Below are 16,190 nucleotides of genomic sequence, written 5' to 3' on the forward strand. Positions count from 1 at the left end.
AAATTTGTTACATGAGCTTTTTTAGTTGATTTTTTAGCACAAATGTTCCGCAAATTAATTTAGGAATATTAGATTTGGCAAGTTCCGCCCTTGGGGAGTTACAAAAGCCAATTTCATGATCATGACCTTAGAAGAAAGAATCAAAAACTCAACTACGAGCATCTTTAAAGCCGTTTTTCCAAATACTACAAATCATTATGATACCTTATTTGGTGGTACAGCCATGCATTTAATGGATGAAGTGGCATTTATTACCGCTACGCGCTTCAGCAGGCAGATTATGGTAACGGTAAGCAGTGATAGAATCGACTTTAAAAAACCAATTCCGGCAGGTACTATTGTGGAATTAATAGGTAAAGTAATTCACGTTGGGAATACCAGTTTAAAAGTAAACGTAGAGATTTATATCGAGCAAATGTATGCCGAGGGCCGTGAATTAGCCGTACATGGAAGTTTTACCTTTGTCGCCATAGATGAAAACAAAAAACCAGTTCAGGTAATTAAATAGCCTTAAACTTATCTTCGAAATAAAAAAAAGGAAACTTCATTTTTCCCTATCGGCTGGTATCTCACCAGCAGAAAGAAAATATATCCCTTATTTGGGGGTATGATTAATACAAAATCAGATACAAATAAGCATAAACTACTGGAGCAGCTAATAATAATCCATCGAAACGATCTAATAAACCGCCATGACCAGGCAATAAGCCTCCACTATCTTTTGTATCTAAACTGCGCTTCAGCATCGATTCTACCAAATCACCTAAAGTTCCAAAACAGGCAATCAATACGGCCATTCCTGCCCAAACCCATGATGGATTTTCGGTAAATACATAAGATAATCCGAATGCTACGACAACGCTGGTAAACATCCCTCCAAAAAAACCTTCCCAGCTCTTTTTAGGTGAGTGGCGCTCGAATAATTTACGTTTGCCGTATCTTACGCCAAAAAGGTAAGCCCCTGTATCATTGGCCCAAAGCATTAATAAAAAAGCAAGTGGTAAATGAAAATTATATTCACTCCAGTTTTTTAAAAATCCTAAGGCATGGAAAAAGCAGAAAGGAATGGTTACATATACAAAACCAACGAACGTGTAAGAGATATTGGCAAATGGAATTTTATTTTTCTTGTAAAGCTCAGAGATAAATACCGAAAAAATTAGCGGAATACACAGCAAAAGGTATTTTACATCATATTTGAGGTAATGTAAGCCTGCAGCCATCAAAAATATCAATGCTCCTGCAATAATCCCGATATTGCGATGTGGACGAATCCCTGAATTTTTAATCAGTTTATAAAACTCGAAAAGTGATAAAATACTTAATATTAAATAGAAGATAGTAAAAGTATAACTCCCTAAAAAGATAGAGCCTAACATTACAATAGTAAAAAAGAAAGCTGTTATTGCCCTGGTTTTCATGTTGAAAAAAGTAAAATAGGTAATGGAAAATAGGAATGATTCAAGATTTACTCAATTTCATTTTGAACAATATACTCAATGGCTTTATCGAAATCACTTTTATTAACCAACACATGAATTTCACCTAAGTGGTAGGCAGCCAACTGCTTATTCATCGTTACTGCTGGAATCCCAGCCTCTGTTAAACCTTGTTTTAATACCTCAGCTGCAAATGTGTCAGTTGTAATATATACTTTAATCCAGTTTTCGCTCACGTTCTGCGTTGTTTTTAAAAATCTGAAACAAAGCTATGGTAATTATTGCACTAATTAAATATCCATACCAAGGAAATCCAATCGGCTCATCTGCATTATTCAATGGCATGTTGTGTTTTTGCATATAAAATGCTGCGCAAACCGCATAAGCATTATTAATAAAATGCGCAACAATAGCATACCAAAGACTTCCACTGAAATAATATAAATAACCAAAACCAGCACCTAAAAGCAAGCGTGGAATAAATCCGTAGAACTGAACATGTATGGCACTAAAAATAATCGCTGTAAACCAGATGGCTACATGCGGATTATTAAAAGCCCTATTTAATGACCTTTGTACGCCACCACGAAACATTAATTCTTCTCCAATAGCAGGAATAACAGCAATCATAAAAAGATTAACCACAAAATCAAAGTTACTTCTAGCTGTGAGAAGGGTTATGGTTAATTGCATTGCGGCATCTTCTTTTTCTTTCATCCAACGCTCTATCCCCTTTAAAAATTCCGGTAGTACCATTTTCTGGTTCCAAATGGCAGTCCATTCCATAAATGGCATACTTGCAATCATAATAATTAATACGAGCATTAATGCTAATATTTTTGGTCGCTTTAATCCATAAAATGATGTTACTTTTTGCTTTTCTGTTAAGGCCAGGGCAATTCCGGGTAAAATGAATGTTCCAATAGAGGAAAGGATCTGAATAATTTTCAGTCCACTTACATATTGTGCTTCACCAGCCAGAAGCGCATTGAAATTATGTAGCAAGTCCATTCCGTACATCAGGAAATTGATTGCCATTCCAATTAGTCCGAAAACCAACCCGCCAGCAATTCCGTAAAATAGAAGTAAAAGTAATTGTAAGAAAGGATTGATTTCCTCCTTGTTAGGTGTTACAAAATTCATTATTTGTACCTTTGTGTGTATTATTAATCGTTGAAGATAGAAAATGTCTGTTAAGATAGGAAATATTGAATTAGGTGAATTCCCTTTATTGCTTGCTCCAATGGAGGATGTGAGTGATCCGCCCTTTCGTTATGTGTGTAAAATGAATGGTGCTGATTTGATGTATACGGAGTTCATTTCATCTGAAGGCTTAATTCGTGATGCAGCTAAAAGCATCCAGAAACTGGATATTTTCGAATATGAAAGGCCAATCGGGATTCAAATTTTTGGTGGAGATATTGATCACATGCGGGAAGCATCTGAAATCGCTTCAGCCGCTGGTCCTGATTTAGTTGATATTAATTATGGTTGTCCCGTTAAAAATGTAGTTTGCAAGGGCGCTGGTTCCAGCTTACTTCGTGATATTGATAAAATGGTAAAGATGACGGAGGCTGTTGTTAAGGCATCTCATCAACCAGTAACTGTAAAAACACGCTTAGGCTGGGATGATGACAGTAAAAACGTTTACGAAGTAGCAGAACGACTTCAGGATGTTGGTATTCAAGCCTTAACCATTCACGGGAGAACAAGAGCTCAGCTTTATAAAGGCGAAGCAGACTGGTCATTAATTCGCGAAATTAAACGCAATCCACGCATTAAAATTCCAATTTTTGGAAATGGCGATGTAGATAGTCCTGAAAAGGCCGCGAACTGGCGGATGGAATATGAAGTGGATGGCATTATGATTGGCAGGGCTGCTATTGGCTATCCATGGATCTTTCGGGAGGTTAAACACTTTTTTAAAACCGGGATGCATTTACCAGGACCAACGATCGAAGAGCGAATTGAAGTTTGTAGAACCCACCTGGATAAATCGCTGGAGTGGAAGGGACCTAAAACTGGAATTTTTGAAATGCGCCGGCATTATGCCAACTATTTTAAAGGGTTGCCAGATTTTAAACCTTATCGCATGCGTTTAGTGGCTGAGCCAGATATCAATAACATTTATAGTATTTTAGAAGAAGTGGCAGAAAAATTTGCCAACTATGATGCTACAAACGTAATGGCTTGATTTTTGAAAAGAATTTTACTCATTCGTATATCACCATGGTTACAGCAATTACAGATGGAGTTAAAGTTTCGGTAGAAACGATTTATCAGCCAGAATATTCAAATCCGGCGAACGAGCATTTTATGTTCGCTTATAGAGTAGAGATTGCTAATCTTTCTGATTACGCTGTACAATTATTACGCCGTCAGTGGTTTATCTTTGATTCAAACAGCAGTCGCAGGGAAGTAGAGGGCGAAGGTGTTGTAGGTCTTCAACCGATAATTCAACCAGGCGAAACACATGTTTACGTTTCGGGTTGTAATTTAAAAACTGACATGGGTAGCATGAAAGGAAAATACTTAATGAAGCGCACCATGGATGATCTTGAATTTGATGTAGATATTCCAGAGTTTTCATTAGTAGCTCCATATAAACTTAATTAGTATCTGCTATTGAAGCAAGACATTTATAAATAAATATGTAATAAAGCAAAAGCGGCAAGATCAACTCCTGCCGCTTTTGCTTTTTCTAAACGATTTATAGTTAGTCTCTGCTTCTTCCAAATAACATAGATGCATAATAGAGAAGATTTGCTAATGCTCCTACAGCAGCAACAACGTAAGTCATAGCAGCCCACCATAGTGCATCTTTAGCTTGTCTATTCTCTTCTTGTGTTTGCATTACTCCCGGATTATTTTTTAGCCAGGCCAATGCTCTATTGCTTGCATCAAATTCTACTGGTAAGGTAATTATGCTAAATACAGTAACCAAGGCCAGTCCAACCACACCTATTGCCAACACAATTGGTGTTACATTAACAACTAGTAACATCACTCCAATTAGTAATACCCATTGTAAAAGGTTAGAAGATATGCTCACCAACGGTACCATCGTACTTCTTAAATTCAACCATGAGTATGATTTTGAGTGTTGTACAGCATGCCCGCATTCGTGTGCTGCTACTGCCGAAGCTGCAACACTTCTGCTGTAATATACGTCTGTACTTAAATTTACGGTTCTATCTGATGGATTATAATGATCAGTTAATTGTCCTTCTGTACTCATCACTTTCACATCATAAATTCCATTATCATGCAGCATTCTTTCCGCCACCTCTTTGCCCGATAACCCAGAGCTGATTTGCATTTCAGCATACTTAGAAAACTTATTTCTAAAACGCCATTGTACAAACATGCTCAACAATAATACCGGGATGATTAATATTAAATAAACTCCCATTTTCTTATGTATGTTTTTCGTTTTGCTTATATCAAAAAGCGTTCCTATAATATTTAAACTACTGAATACTACATTTAAACCATAGCATTAGAAGGATTTATGCAATTAGAAATAACTATTTTTTGCTGAACTAACTTTATCATTTAAGGTGTTATAAACCATTTAAAAACCTCAGATTTTATAAGGATTTGATCTTCCAGTCTTTGCAATTACATGACTCATTTATGATTTTCGAAATGGTATACCTATATCAAAATGGTGGTATACTTACTTTGGAAGTCGTTTTTACCCAACATATGTGAAACAAATGCTAATAAATATTTCTTAAAAAGTTTCCTTAAAACCAGCGTGAATACTTGCTGAAACCGACGATATCTGATGATCAATAAAAAGATTGACCATTAATACTAAAATTATTAAAAATGAACATTAAATACTTGATGGATAATGTGTATCGAAAATTGAACATTCCAGTTCAACCTAAGCACATGATCACATTTCAAACTTAGAAGCTGTCTGAATTTCATGAGTGAAAATCAATTGCGAAGTTTTCGTGGCCTTTGTTGTGGGAAATACTTCGAAAATTTTATAGTAATCTCATCAAAACTTACGAAATTCTTCAGCACACAGGCTTTTGAAATTTCGTAAGTTGATAAATTATAATTTTTAAATAGCTTCTTAGTTTATTAAATATTTATTCAGCAGTTAATTAATACATAGATTTAGAACATCTTTATGCGCAGATTATCTAAAAACCACTGTCTTATTTCCACTCACAAATACTCTATCTTCAAAAATAAGTTCAAGCGCATCTAATAAAACTTTTTTTTCATTTTCTTTTCCAGCCCTAACTATTTCCTTTACTCCAAAATTGTGATCTACATGTGTGGTATGTTGCGTAATAATCGGACCTTCATCTAAATTATCAGTAACGAAGTGAGCTGTAGCACCTATAATTTTTACGCCTCTTTCGAAAGCTTGCTTGTATGGATTGGCGCCAATAAAGGCAGGTAAAAATGAATGGTGAATATTGACAATTTTTCCTGCGTAATCTTTTACAAAATCTGCAGAAAGAATTCTCATAAATTTAGCCAACACGATATAATCAACCTCATATTCGTTAATAATCTGTTTTATTTGTGATTCAAATTGTGGTTTATCTTTATTTTCGTGTGAAACATAAAAATAAGGAATACCTAACTTTTGAGTTAAATCTCTTAAGCCTTCATAATTTCCTATTACACACTGAACATTTGCACCTAAAGTTTTAAACTGATTTTTAATCAAAATTTCAGCTAAACAATGATATTCTTTAGTAACCAGAATGGCAATTTGCTTCTCTTGTTTCTTAATAATGTCTACGTTAGCTCTATCAGGAAGGCTTTCCAAAAGCTTTTCTGTTAGTTGATCTGTCTGATCAAAATCTCCTGTACAAGCAATCCGAGTAAAAAATGCTTTATTAGCTTCATCTACAAATTCTCGCATAGCGATGATATTAAGCTGGTGAGCAGCCAAAATCCTGGTAATTGTGGTGACCAAGCCAACCTGATCGGGGCAGGAAATAAGGACAGTTAATTTATTCATCGTGATATTTAATATTCAATGATAAGGAATTTGGCCGCAGATTCGCAGATTTAAATCTAATTTTATTAAATGAAGATCAACTTACGAAATTTCAAAAGCCTGTGCATTGAAGAATTTCGTAAGTTGATCAATTATAATTTTAGACAGCTTCTAAGAAAATATCTGCGAATCTGCGACTAAACATTCTAGCAAAATATTTTGGTAAAGCTATTTTTAATATCGATTTTTACTAAAATTATTATCATTATGGAAACCGCTGCAGTTGCTCTTCTTATCGTTATTTTACTTGTATTGGTATTATTATTCTTTAAAAAACCACAAACTGCTCTAGGTATTATTTCTATTGAAGAATTTGAAAAGAATAAGGCAGAAAATGATTTATTAAAAATAAGTTTAGCCAGAACTGAAGAACGTGTTTCCAATCTCGTAACGGAAAAAGATCACATTACTACCTTATTGAAAGAAGAACAACAACGACTGATTGATGAATTACAAGGCGAACGTGACCGGTTAGCAGACGCCAATCGCGAATTGGAAAGCACACGCTCTTTTTATTTGGCTGAAAAAGAAAAATTAGCGGAACAAAAGCTGAGTTATGAGCAATCTCAAGAGAAGTTGAATAAAGATTTTGAACTGATTGCTAATAAAATTTTAGACGAGAAATCGACCCGCTTTGTAGAGCAGAACAAAACCAATCTGGACCTGATTTTAAATCCATTGAAAGAAAACATCAAAGCTTTTGAAGAGAAAGTAGAAAAGGTTTACAAGGCCGAATCTGATGAAAGAAATATTTTAAAAGGGGTGATTTCCGAATTGCAGATTCAAAGTAAGCTGATTCAGGAAGATGCCAATAATTTAACGAAAGCATTAAAAGGTGATAGCAAAAAGCAAGGAAATTGGGGTGAAGTAATTTTAGAAAAGGTGCTTGAACGTTCTGGTTTGGTACGTGACCAGGAATACCGCATTCAGGCATCGCTTATTTCAGCTGATGGCAGCCGCTTTCAACCCGATGTGGTTATTGATCTTCCTGATGATAAACACCTTATTATCGATGCTAAGGTAAGTTTAGTTGCCTATGAGCGATCTGTATCTGCGGAGACTGATGAAGCGCGTGAAGGCTATGTAAAAGCCCATCTGGTTTCTATTAAAAATCACATTCAGGAATTATCTGCTAAAAACTATCATGAGTTGTATAAAATCAATTCTCCAGACTTCGTACTACTCTTTGTTCCTATTGAATCTTCTTTTAGTGTTGCTGTGCAGAAAGATGCTGAACTATTTAATTTTGCATGGGATAGGCGGGTGGTTATTGTGAGTCCTTCTACTTTACTGGCTACCCTTCGTACCATTGCCAGCATGTGGAAACAGGAAAGACAGAATAGAAATGTAATGGAGATTGCAAGGCTTAGTGGATCGATGTACGATAAGTTCGTTGGCTTTGTTTCAGATATGGAGAACATCGGTAAACACATTAAAAATGGTCAGGATGCCTACGATAAGGCATTAAACAAACTTTCTGATGGATCCGGTAATTTGGTAAATACATCAGAAAAAATCAAAAAGCTAGGTGCCAAAGCAACTAAGCAGATTGATATGAAGTATTTGGATCAAGAGTAAATTAGTTCGGTTGGTAAGACATTAGTTGATAGGGAAGTCTATCATTGCAATCACTATATTCCGAGTGTAGAGTGTATTTCAATTAAAGAATCGTCATTGCGAAGCAAATTCTTCATTTACTGAAGCAATCTATTTGAAAAGTGAGATTGCTTCGTGCCGCGCAATGACGATAGTTTTATTTAAGACCTTTACAACAGGATTTTTATAAAAAACTCTTCATTGAGAGAAGGCTCCTTCAGCCAACGAAGCAATCTTTTCAATTAAATTTCTAAATAAATATTACTTATTAAAAGCATTCCATCCTTGCGCTTTCAACTCATGCACATTATTAGATTTTGATACCATTTTACATCCTGAATTTTTATCAGTAACGTGTCCAATTACAGTAATATCTACATCATGTTTCAGCTTCTTGTAATCTTCCTGGCTAATGGTAAACAACAATTCATAATCTTCACCGCCACTTAATGCACATACTGTTGGATCAATTCCCAACTCACGGGCAGTTTCATAAGTCATTGGATCTAAAGGGATTTTATCTTCATAGATCGTAATTCCCTTATCACTTTCTGTTGCTAAATGCAAAATTTCAGAAGCTAAACCATCAGATACATCAATCATTGAAGTTGGTTTAATATCCATGTCTTCTAAAAGCGCAACAATATCCATTCTGGCTTCAGGTTTCAACTGCCTTTCAATGATATAGTCTTTCCCTTCTAAATCTGGTTGAATCTGAGGATTCTCCAGATAAATTAATTTTTCTCTTTCTAAAATTTGAAGACCAACGTAAGCACCACCTAAATCGCCAGAAACACAAAGCAAATCGTTTTCCTGAGCACCATTTCTATAGGTTACTTTATCAGCATCGGCATAGCCAATACTGGTAATACTAATCACCAAACCTTGCTTACTTGAAGAAGTATCACCACCAATTAGATCAATATTAAATTTATTACAAGCCAGTTCAATTCCTTTGTAAATTTCTTCTACGGCTTCTAACGGAAACTTACTCGACAAACCTAAAGAAACGGTGATTTGACTCGCTTTTCCATTCATGGCATAGATATCACTCAGGTTAACCTGAACGGCTTTATAACCCAAATGCATCAGAGGCACATAAGCCAAATCAAAATGAATACCCTCTAAAAGTAAATCAGTAGAAACCAATATTTGTTTCCCTTTTGCATCTAAAACAGCAGCATCATCACCCACACCTTTTACTGAATAATCATTTCTGATTTTAAAATTAGTAGTAAGGTGTTTGATCAAACCAAATTCACCTAATTCATTAATATCTGTACGTTCTTTATTCTCAAACATATGCTTATTTTCTTTTTCAATAAAGGGATTTATACCCCGATTTTATTATTTATAATATTGTCATTCTGAGCATAACGAAGAATCTGTACGTCGGCGATGGAAGCCTTTCATCGCAAACAGATCCTTCCTACGTCAGGATGACAGATTCTTTTGTTCCATCCAATTCTTACCTTCAGTAAACCTGGCAATTAACATTGCCGCAACGTTATCTCCAGTTGCATTTAATAACGTTGCCATAGGATCTACCAATGTACCGATAATCATGGCTGGAGGTAAGGCTTCTGGCGGCAACTGATAGGCAGAGATCATCAATAATTCACCGATATAACCTCCGTTTGGAATTCCTCCTTCCACAATACTCACTAAAACAGTAATGCCCAATGCCAGAATAATGGTATCTACATGTACTAGATCCTTACCAAAAATAGCAAAAACTACTGCTATTTTGATGATTGAACTTATGCTCGAACCGTCTTTGTGCAAGGTTGAACCAAGTGGAATCGTAACATTGGCGATGTAAGCCGGAACCCCCATTTTCAATGTTCCTTCGAGATTTGCCGGGATTGTTGCAATACTGCTACAGGTTCCAACCGATGTTAGGGCAGGAACAATGTTATTTTTCCAGAATATTTTTATAGCCTTAAATCCTCCGGCAATAAAAGCGTATATGGTAAAAAAAACTATAAAGTAAAAAGCACTAACGCCATAATATAATCCTAAAGCCTTGGCGTATGTTCCAAAAAGTTGTGGACCAAAAACGCCAACCTGATAGGCGAAATAAGCCCCTAAACCAATTGGTCCTAATTTCATGATGAGGATAATTAATTTCTTCATCACCTCATTACCTGACACCAGGAAACTTTTAAATCCATCGCCCTCTTTGCCAGAATACAGCGTAGAAAAACCAACCAAAACTGAAAAGATAATCAGCGCCAGCATATTTTTCCTGCTTCCTATTTCGAAAAATTCACCCACGGTTAATAGCTGGGTCATTTGTTCGCCGAAAGACTGAACTTTCTCTGTTTCAATTGGAACCGGATTATTACCCAAAGCCTGATGAATAGGGAAAATCCATGTGGCAACGAGTGTTAAGACAGCTGATATCAGTATCGTAGATAAAAAAACCAGCACCATGATCGTTAGTAATCTACCCAGCTTTTTAGTCCGATCGATATTTGCTATCGCCGATGATACTGCAAAAAATACGAGTGGAATAACGGCAGTAAACAGCAGATTTAGAAATATATCACCTAACGGTTTTATACTTTCAACATTTTTTCCAAAAATTAATCCGACTATACTTCCAGCAGTAATACCTGCCAATAGCCACAACAAGCCAGAATAATTTTTAAGAATGTTGTTCTTCATTTAATCTTCTTTTTTAACCACGGAAGCTGGAATGCACGGAAATCAAATTTACTCCGTGTTAATCCATGTTTCAGTGGATTTTTTTTTACAAACCCAATTCAGCTGAAATATCCAGCATTCTTTGGATGGGCAAACGTGCTTTTTCTATAATATACTCTGGAACAGTTACTTCCGGAGAACCATTTTTAAGACATAAATATAATTTTTCTAAAGTATTTCTTTTCATGTAAGGACAATCATTACAAGCACAGCTGTTGTTTGGCGGGGCCGGAATGAAGGTTTTATCCGGACAAGCTTTTTCCATTTGGTGGATAATCCCACTTTCTGTAGCTACAATAAATTCAGTTGCAGGGTTAGCAATGGCATATTTTAAAAGTCCGGTGGTAGACCCAATATAATCGGCCATTCTTAAAACAGGCTCTTCACATTCCGGATGCGCAATAAATTTCGCATTCGGATGGCGCTCTTTTAATTTCGTTATTTTCTCCTGAGAAAAAATTTCATGAACCATACAGGCACCATTCCACAACACTAAATCTCTACCTGTTTTTTTTGCTACATAAGCACCCAGGTTACGATCAGGACCAAAAATTATTTTTTGATCTTTAGGCAAGCTTTCTACAATTTGAACAGCATTTGTCGATGTACAAACGATATCACTTAAAGCCTTTAACTCAGCGGTACAATTCACGTAAGTGATCACCAAATGATCGGGATATTTCTCCTTAAATTTTTTGAAAAGATGTGGTGGGCAACTATCCGCCAGAGAACAGCCTGCTTTTACATCGGGTAATAAAACTTTCTTTGTAGGAGACAAAATCTTCGCAGTTTCTGCCATAAAATGTACACCTGCAAATACAATCACCTCAGCATCAGTCTTTGCAGCTTCCTGAGATAAACCTAAACTATCTCCAATATAATCTGCAATATCCTGTATATCAGGTTCTTGATAGTAATGCGCCAGTATAATTGCATTCTTCTCTTTCTTTAATTTTTCAATTTCAGCAAAAAGATCTAACGTAGGATCAATTTCTTCTTCTACAAAACCTTTTTTGTTAATTTCTGCTAAGACATCTATGTTCATTTTTAAATTTTCCTTTTTTGAAATTTGACGTTGGTCAAAGATAAAGCTTTCCACGTCTCAATAATTAATAAGTTATTTTAAATAAATAAATCTTGTTTGTTTATTAGTGTGTTAGTATTGTTGGCAAGTTTCGAAAATTCCTTCGTTAATGTAAGTTGTTAATCGTTTACTAACATTTAGATTACATTTTTCTAACATGATAAGATTGATTTTCAGCACTATCGAAAAACGACTTAAATGTTATCAATATTGGAATGTTAATTGTTTATAAGTGTGAGAAAAGTTAATTACTTGCACAAAGGTGCTTAAAAATTGGGCAAAAGATTGTGGCAAATTGTCTTTTTACAGTAGCTTTAAACATTCAAATTTATTTGTTAGCATAATTTATACATTAAGCTAACAGTTGTTCTATAGTTATCAACATCGTTGATAAAGTAAATGTTTTTTAAATGAGAAAAGTAGATTTTCTGGTAATCGGTTCAGGCATAGCGGGTTTAAGCTTCGCACTTAAAGCTGCAAAATTTGGTAAGGTTTTAATCGTTACCAAGTCAAATGAGGATGAATCTAACACCAAATATGCCCAGGGAGGCGTTGCCGTTGTTGTGGATAAAGGTGATTCTTTCGATAAACATATTCAAGATACACTGATTGCTGGTGATGGTTTATGTGATCAAAAAATAGTGGAAATCGTTGTAAAAGAGGGGCCTCAGCGCATTCAGGAGATTATCGATTATGGTATTAACTTCGATAAGGATAATTCTGGTTTTTACGATCTGGCCAAAGAAGGTGGACATTCCGAACACCGTGTTTTGCACTATAAAGACATCACCGGATACGAGATTGAACGTGTATTATTAAAAGAGATTCATGAGAATTCCAACATAGAGATATTAACACATTACTTTGCACTCGAGCTAATTACCCAGCATCACCTTGGTGACTTTGTGGATAAACGTACGGAAGATATCAACTGTTATGGCGTATATGCCTTTAACACAGAGCTTAACGATGTGGAGAAAATTGTTGCAAACGTTACTGTAATGGCTGCCGGAGGTGCCGGACATGTCTATTCTGCGACAACAAATCCAGTAATTGCAACCGGTGATGGAATGGCGATGGTTTATAGAGCAAAAGGAAAAGTAAGGAATATGGAGTTTATTCAGTTCCATCCAACCGCTTTGTACCATCCTGGAGAGTATCCATCGTTCTTAATTTCTGAAGCAGTCAGGGGTTTTGGAGGTGTGCTTAGACGTAAAAATGGAGAAGAATTTATGCACGAATATGATGAGCGTAAATCGTTAGCACCTCGTGATATTGTTGCCAGGGCAGTTGATAATGAAATGAAAAAATCTGGTGATGATTTTGTTTATTTAGACATCACCATGCGTAAAAAGGCTGATATATTGAAGCATTTTCCTAATATATATGCTAAGTGTTTGTCTATTGGGATCGATATGACAAAGGATTATATTCCGGTTACCCCTGCATCGCATTATATGTGTGGTGGTATTTTGGTTGATGAATATGGTCGTTCATCTATTAAAAATCTTTATGCTTGCGGTGAATGTTCTTCAACCGGATTACACGGCGCTAACCGATTGGCTTCCAACTCTTTGCTAGAGGCTACAGTTTTTGCTCACCGTATTTATCAGGATGCTATTGAAAATTTCAAAAAGAATGTTATTCCGGAAAATATACCTGAATGGGATGCGAAAGGGGTGACACAGACGGATGAAGAAATTTTAGTTACTCATAACCTAAGAGAAATGCAGAAAATAATGGGTGATTATGTTGGCATTGTTCGTTCAAATTTTAGATTGGAGCGTGCACACCGTCGTCTGTTTTTAATATATCAGGAGACTGAAGAATTTTATAAAAAGAATGAAGTATCTGTTAAGCTTTGTGAGCTGAGAAATGTTATTCAAACAGCTTATTTAGTGATTAAATCTGCCATGCAGCGGAAAGAGAGTAGGGGATTACATTTTACTACCGATTACCCTGAACATGCAAAAGAATTGATTGATACTGTATTCTAGTTTGTTGGTTTCTGGTTTGTTAGCTTTTTAGACATGCAAATCAGTTATCTAAACAAAACAACCAAAAAACTACAACCAAAACAACTATAACATGGCCTTAATACTGCAAGTAAAAGATAAATACCCTGAAATAGGAGAAAATAATTTCATCGCAGAAAATGCAACGATTGTCGGCGACGTAAAATTAGGGAGCAACTGCTCGGTTTGGTTCAATGCGGTGATTAGAGGCGATGTAAATGCCATTACCATCGGAAATGAATCCAATATCCAGGATGGTGCTGTGATTCATGCTACGTATTTAAAAGCCGCTACGCATATTGGTAATCGTGTATCTGTAGGACATAATGCTATTGTACATGGTTGTACCATCCAGGATCATGTATTAATTGGAATGGGGGCAATTGTAATGGATCACGCTGTAGTGCAAGAATACTGTATTATAGCAGCTGGCTCGGTTGTTCTGGAAAACAACGTGTGTGAAAGTGGTTACCTATATGCAGGTACACCGGCTAAAAAGATAAAGCCCATTACTGAAGAGCAACGGGCTTTATTAAATAAATTACCAGATAATTATGTGATGTATTCCGGTTGGTTTACTAATCCATAATTATTCTTTTGGCGGTGGAGGAATAGTTAAATTATCTACGCGCTCCCAATTGGCCCGGAGTGATTTTTCTTCCGGAGAATACCAGATCTTCTCTGGCTGTGTACCAGCTTTTATATTTCCTGTATCCCAAACACCATTTTTATTTTCATCGTAAACTACACGAATAAAGTATTTTCCAGCTGGGTAATTAGCGAAATTGATTGCTCCGTTTTTATTGATATTATATCCTTTAATGGTATTTTTCTTTTCATCAATAAACTCTACGATGTAGCTTTTAGTGGTATCAGGCACAACTATATTCAAAGCTAATGTTCCATAACTATCAATGGTTTCTAACCTGAAGCTTTTATTAATCTCCTTGTTTTTAGCATTAAATATCGCTGTAAAAGCACCTGGAGCAAATTTAACATCGTAAGTTCGTTTATTACGCCATGTAAATTTGAGATAGTATTTCAGGAAATCTACGCTGTCTTTAACCAATTCAAAATTAGTTCTCTTTACAGAATCTTCTAATAATGTTATTTTCGATGGATCTGCGCTATTTACTGGGAAATTAAAGGTTAAGGTGTAACGTTGATATGGATTTAGCTTACCAGAACTTATATTATCTGTTATTGTTAAATCTCTTGTATAATTATCCTTCTTGCCCCGGTTAAAATTAACCACCTGCAACACTTTACCCTGATCCTGAATAGCTAATTTGACTGAATCAAAACTCAGGTCTGTTAACCAAACTTTTGCCGTATCATTTAATTTATTAAACAATACTTTCTTTCCAACATCAACCGCTGTAGGTTCCATCACTGTAATTTTAGGTTCTTTTAACTTTTGATTAAAGATTAATGATATACTTCCATCATTATTAAGTTTTCGATCCAAAATCCTAAACTCTGGCTCCAGTTCTTTGAAGACTTGAAGATTAACATTTTCTATATTCTTATCAATAAGAACTGGATCTTTAATATATCCAACTTCATCAGAAAGTTGCTGATAAATTTTATCTCCACCGCCTTCGCTTTCTTTGAGCGCGTAAATTTTGTATGATCCCTTTCTTAAATTGTTCAGTTTATAGTTACCGGAGCTATCTGTTAAAGTATAAATGGATGCGCGTTTTTTTCCAAATAAAGTATCACGTTCAACAGGTAGGATGAAAACAACAGCATCTTTTTCTAATTCACCAGTTAATGAATTATTGACTTTTCCACTTAGTGAAAGTGAATCTATTTCTGCACCTGTAGAAAAAACGTACGATAAATTTTTGATGATGTTATTTTCATTGATATCCGCTACAGACTTTCCAAAGTTTAAAGTATAGGTAGTGTTTTTTTCCAGGGTATCCTGAAGCTCAACTTCTAAAACTTTTTTCCTGGCTTTCAAAATAGGAGGGCGTTCCTGGTCTGGTGAAATGGAGAATTCTTTGAACTCATTATTAAGTTTCACAAATTCATCGAATTCAATAACGATTTTTTTGGCATTGAAATTTCTCGTCAAATTTTTTGGAGTCATAATTAAAACCTTGGGAGGCTTAGTATCTTTTGGACCACCTTGTGGCGTTTGCATACTCGCACAACCAAAAATAAGAAGTGTTAGAAAGACAACAACTAAATTTCCAATGTTAAAATATCGGTGTTTAAAATTTGACATGTTTTAAGCGATCTAACGAATTATTGTGTTTTTTGAAGACGTAACATTAAAAAATATTTTTATTTCTTTATATCGAATT

Annotated in this window: 15 protein-coding genes; 6 read left to right on the forward strand and 9 right to left on the reverse strand. The window is 35.5% G+C overall.

Annotated elements, in window-relative coordinates; translation table 11 throughout:
- Positions 1–121: 121 nt before the first annotated feature.
- Complete coding sequence (locus ACN1CD_RS01565) at positions 122–508, forward strand: acyl-CoA thioesterase (protein WP_419128492.1); 387 nt, start codon at positions 122–124, stop codon at positions 506–508.
- Positions 509–611: 103 nt separating this feature from the next.
- Here the strand turns inward: ACN1CD_RS01565 and ACN1CD_RS01570 are convergent, their stop codons facing one another.
- Genes ACN1CD_RS01570 through ACN1CD_RS01580 form a run of 3 tightly spaced genes read right to left on the reverse strand, consistent with a single transcriptional unit; the run spans position 612 to position 2,582 of the window.
- Entirely contained in the window at positions 612–1,421 is an 810-nt protein-coding gene (locus tag ACN1CD_RS01570; RefSeq protein WP_419128493.1) for a phosphatidate cytidylyltransferase, read from the reverse strand.
- A 47-nt stretch (positions 1,422–1,468) separates the two neighbouring features.
- Positions 1,469–1,675, reverse strand: a complete 207-nt coding sequence (locus ACN1CD_RS01575) for a putative signal transducing protein (RefSeq protein ID WP_419128494.1) — start codon at positions 1,673–1,675, stop codon at positions 1,469–1,471.
- Positions 1,656–2,582: a lysostaphin resistance A-like protein gene (locus tag ACN1CD_RS01580; protein ID WP_419128495.1), complete on the reverse strand. Its 927-nt coding sequence runs from the start codon at positions 2,580–2,582 to the stop codon at positions 1,656–1,658. Before ACN1CD_RS01580 ends, ACN1CD_RS01575 begins: the two co-directional genes overlap by 20 nt.
- Before the next feature lie 43 nt (positions 2,583–2,625).
- Between ACN1CD_RS01580 and dusB the strand changes: the two genes are divergently transcribed.
- The gene (dusB, locus tag ACN1CD_RS01585; RefSeq protein ID WP_419128496.1) at positions 2,626–3,633 is read left to right on the forward strand and encodes a tRNA dihydrouridine synthase DusB; all 1,008 of its coding nucleotides are present in this window, start codon (positions 2,626–2,628) and stop codon (positions 3,631–3,633) included.
- Positions 3,634–3,668: 35 nt separating this feature from the next.
- On the forward strand, positions 3,669–4,055 hold the full coding sequence (gene apaG / locus ACN1CD_RS01590; protein WP_419128497.1) for a Co2+/Mg2+ efflux protein ApaG: 387 nt from the start codon (positions 3,669–3,671) through the stop codon (positions 4,053–4,055).
- 100 nt (positions 4,056–4,155) lie between these two features.
- Here the strand turns inward: apaG and ACN1CD_RS01595 are convergent, their stop codons facing one another.
- Positions 4,156–4,851: a zinc metallopeptidase gene (locus tag ACN1CD_RS01595; protein ID WP_419128498.1), complete on the reverse strand. Its 696-nt coding sequence runs from the start codon at positions 4,849–4,851 to the stop codon at positions 4,156–4,158.
- Between the two features lie 744 nt (positions 4,852–5,595).
- Complete coding sequence (purU, locus tag ACN1CD_RS01600) at positions 5,596–6,435, reverse strand: formyltetrahydrofolate deformylase (RefSeq protein WP_419128499.1); 840 nt, start codon at positions 6,433–6,435, stop codon at positions 5,596–5,598.
- Between the two features lie 246 nt (positions 6,436–6,681).
- Here purU and ACN1CD_RS01605 point away from each other — a divergent pair, with 246 nt between their 5' ends.
- Entirely contained in the window at positions 6,682–8,052 is a 1,371-nt protein-coding gene (locus ACN1CD_RS01605) for a DNA recombination protein RmuC (RefSeq protein ID WP_419128500.1), read from the forward strand.
- Between the two features lie 279 nt (positions 8,053–8,331).
- Here ACN1CD_RS01605 and thiL read toward each other — a convergent pair whose 3' ends face one another.
- From thiL to nadA, 3 genes are all read right to left on the reverse strand, one after another.
- Complete coding sequence (thiL, locus tag ACN1CD_RS01610; RefSeq protein ID WP_419128501.1) at positions 8,332–9,372, reverse strand: thiamine-phosphate kinase; 1,041 nt, start codon at positions 9,370–9,372, stop codon at positions 8,332–8,334.
- Between the two features lie 132 nt (positions 9,373–9,504).
- Positions 9,505–10,740, reverse strand: coding sequence for a dicarboxylate/amino acid:cation symporter (locus ACN1CD_RS01615; protein WP_419128502.1), 1,236 nt, complete (start codon positions 10,738–10,740; stop codon positions 9,505–9,507).
- A gap of 85 nt (positions 10,741–10,825) precedes the next feature.
- A complete protein-coding gene (gene nadA, locus ACN1CD_RS01620) occupies positions 10,826–11,848 on the reverse strand; it encodes a quinolinate synthase NadA (RefSeq protein WP_419128957.1) in 1,023 nt (340 codons plus the stop codon).
- 425 nt (positions 11,849–12,273) lie between these two features.
- Between nadA and nadB the strand changes: the two genes are divergently transcribed.
- Both nadB and ACN1CD_RS01630 read left to right on the forward strand, forming a co-directional pair.
- The gene (nadB, locus tag ACN1CD_RS01625) at positions 12,274–13,860 is read left to right on the forward strand and encodes an L-aspartate oxidase (protein ID WP_419128503.1); all 1,587 of its coding nucleotides are present in this window, start codon (positions 12,274–12,276) and stop codon (positions 13,858–13,860) included.
- 91 nt (positions 13,861–13,951) lie between these two features.
- Entirely contained in the window at positions 13,952–14,467 is a 516-nt protein-coding gene (locus tag ACN1CD_RS01630) for a gamma carbonic anhydrase family protein (RefSeq protein ID WP_419128504.1), read from the forward strand.
- Here ACN1CD_RS01630 and ACN1CD_RS01635 read toward each other — a convergent pair whose 3' ends face one another.
- A complete protein-coding gene (locus ACN1CD_RS01635; RefSeq protein ID WP_419128505.1) occupies positions 14,468–16,111 on the reverse strand; it encodes an Ig-like domain-containing protein in 1,644 nt (547 codons plus the stop codon).
- Between the last annotated feature and the right edge of the window lie 79 nt (positions 16,112–16,190).

It is taken from the genome of Pedobacter sp. N23S346 (assembly GCF_048515415.1).
Classification (GTDB): Bacteria; Bacteroidota; Bacteroidia; order Sphingobacteriales; family Sphingobacteriaceae; genus Pedobacter.

What these genes read in the sequence shown, in the direction of transcription:
- ACN1CD_RS01565 (WP_419128492.1), top strand. Translation starts at nt 122, where the DNA reads ATGACCTTAGAAGAAAGAATCAAAAACTCAACTACGAGCATCTTTAAA.
- ACN1CD_RS01570 (WP_419128493.1), bottom strand. Translation starts at nt 1,421, where the DNA reads ATGAAAACCAGGGCAATAACAGCTTTCTTTTTTACTATTGTAATGTTA.
- ACN1CD_RS01580 (WP_419128495.1), bottom strand. Translation starts at nt 2,582, where the DNA reads ATGAATTTTGTAACACCTAACAAGGAGGAAATCAATCCTTTCTTACAA.
- dusB (WP_419128496.1), top strand. Translation starts at nt 2,626, where the DNA reads ATGTCTGTTAAGATAGGAAATATTGAATTAGGTGAATTCCCTTTATTG.
- apaG (WP_419128497.1), top strand. Translation starts at nt 3,669, where the DNA reads ATGGTTACAGCAATTACAGATGGAGTTAAAGTTTCGGTAGAAACGATT.
- ACN1CD_RS01595 (WP_419128498.1), bottom strand. Translation starts at nt 4,851, where the DNA reads ATGGGAGTTTATTTAATATTAATCATCCCGGTATTATTGTTGAGCATG.
- purU (WP_419128499.1), bottom strand. Translation starts at nt 6,435, where the DNA reads ATGAATAAATTAACTGTCCTTATTTCCTGCCCCGATCAGGTTGGCTTG.
- ACN1CD_RS01605 (WP_419128500.1), top strand. Translation starts at nt 6,682, where the DNA reads ATGGAAACCGCTGCAGTTGCTCTTCTTATCGTTATTTTACTTGTATTG.
- thiL (WP_419128501.1), bottom strand. Translation starts at nt 9,372, where the DNA reads ATGTTTGAGAATAAAGAACGTACAGATATTAATGAATTAGGTGAATTT.
- ACN1CD_RS01615 (WP_419128502.1), bottom strand. Translation starts at nt 10,740, where the DNA reads ATGAAGAACAACATTCTTAAAAATTATTCTGGCTTGTTGTGGCTATTG.
- nadB (WP_419128503.1), top strand. Translation starts at nt 12,274, where the DNA reads ATGAGAAAAGTAGATTTTCTGGTAATCGGTTCAGGCATAGCGGGTTTA.
- ACN1CD_RS01630 (WP_419128504.1), top strand. Translation starts at nt 13,952, where the DNA reads ATGGCCTTAATACTGCAAGTAAAAGATAAATACCCTGAAATAGGAGAA.
- ACN1CD_RS01635 (WP_419128505.1), bottom strand. Translation starts at nt 16,111, where the DNA reads ATGTCAAATTTTAAACACCGATATTTTAACATTGGAAATTTAGTTGTT.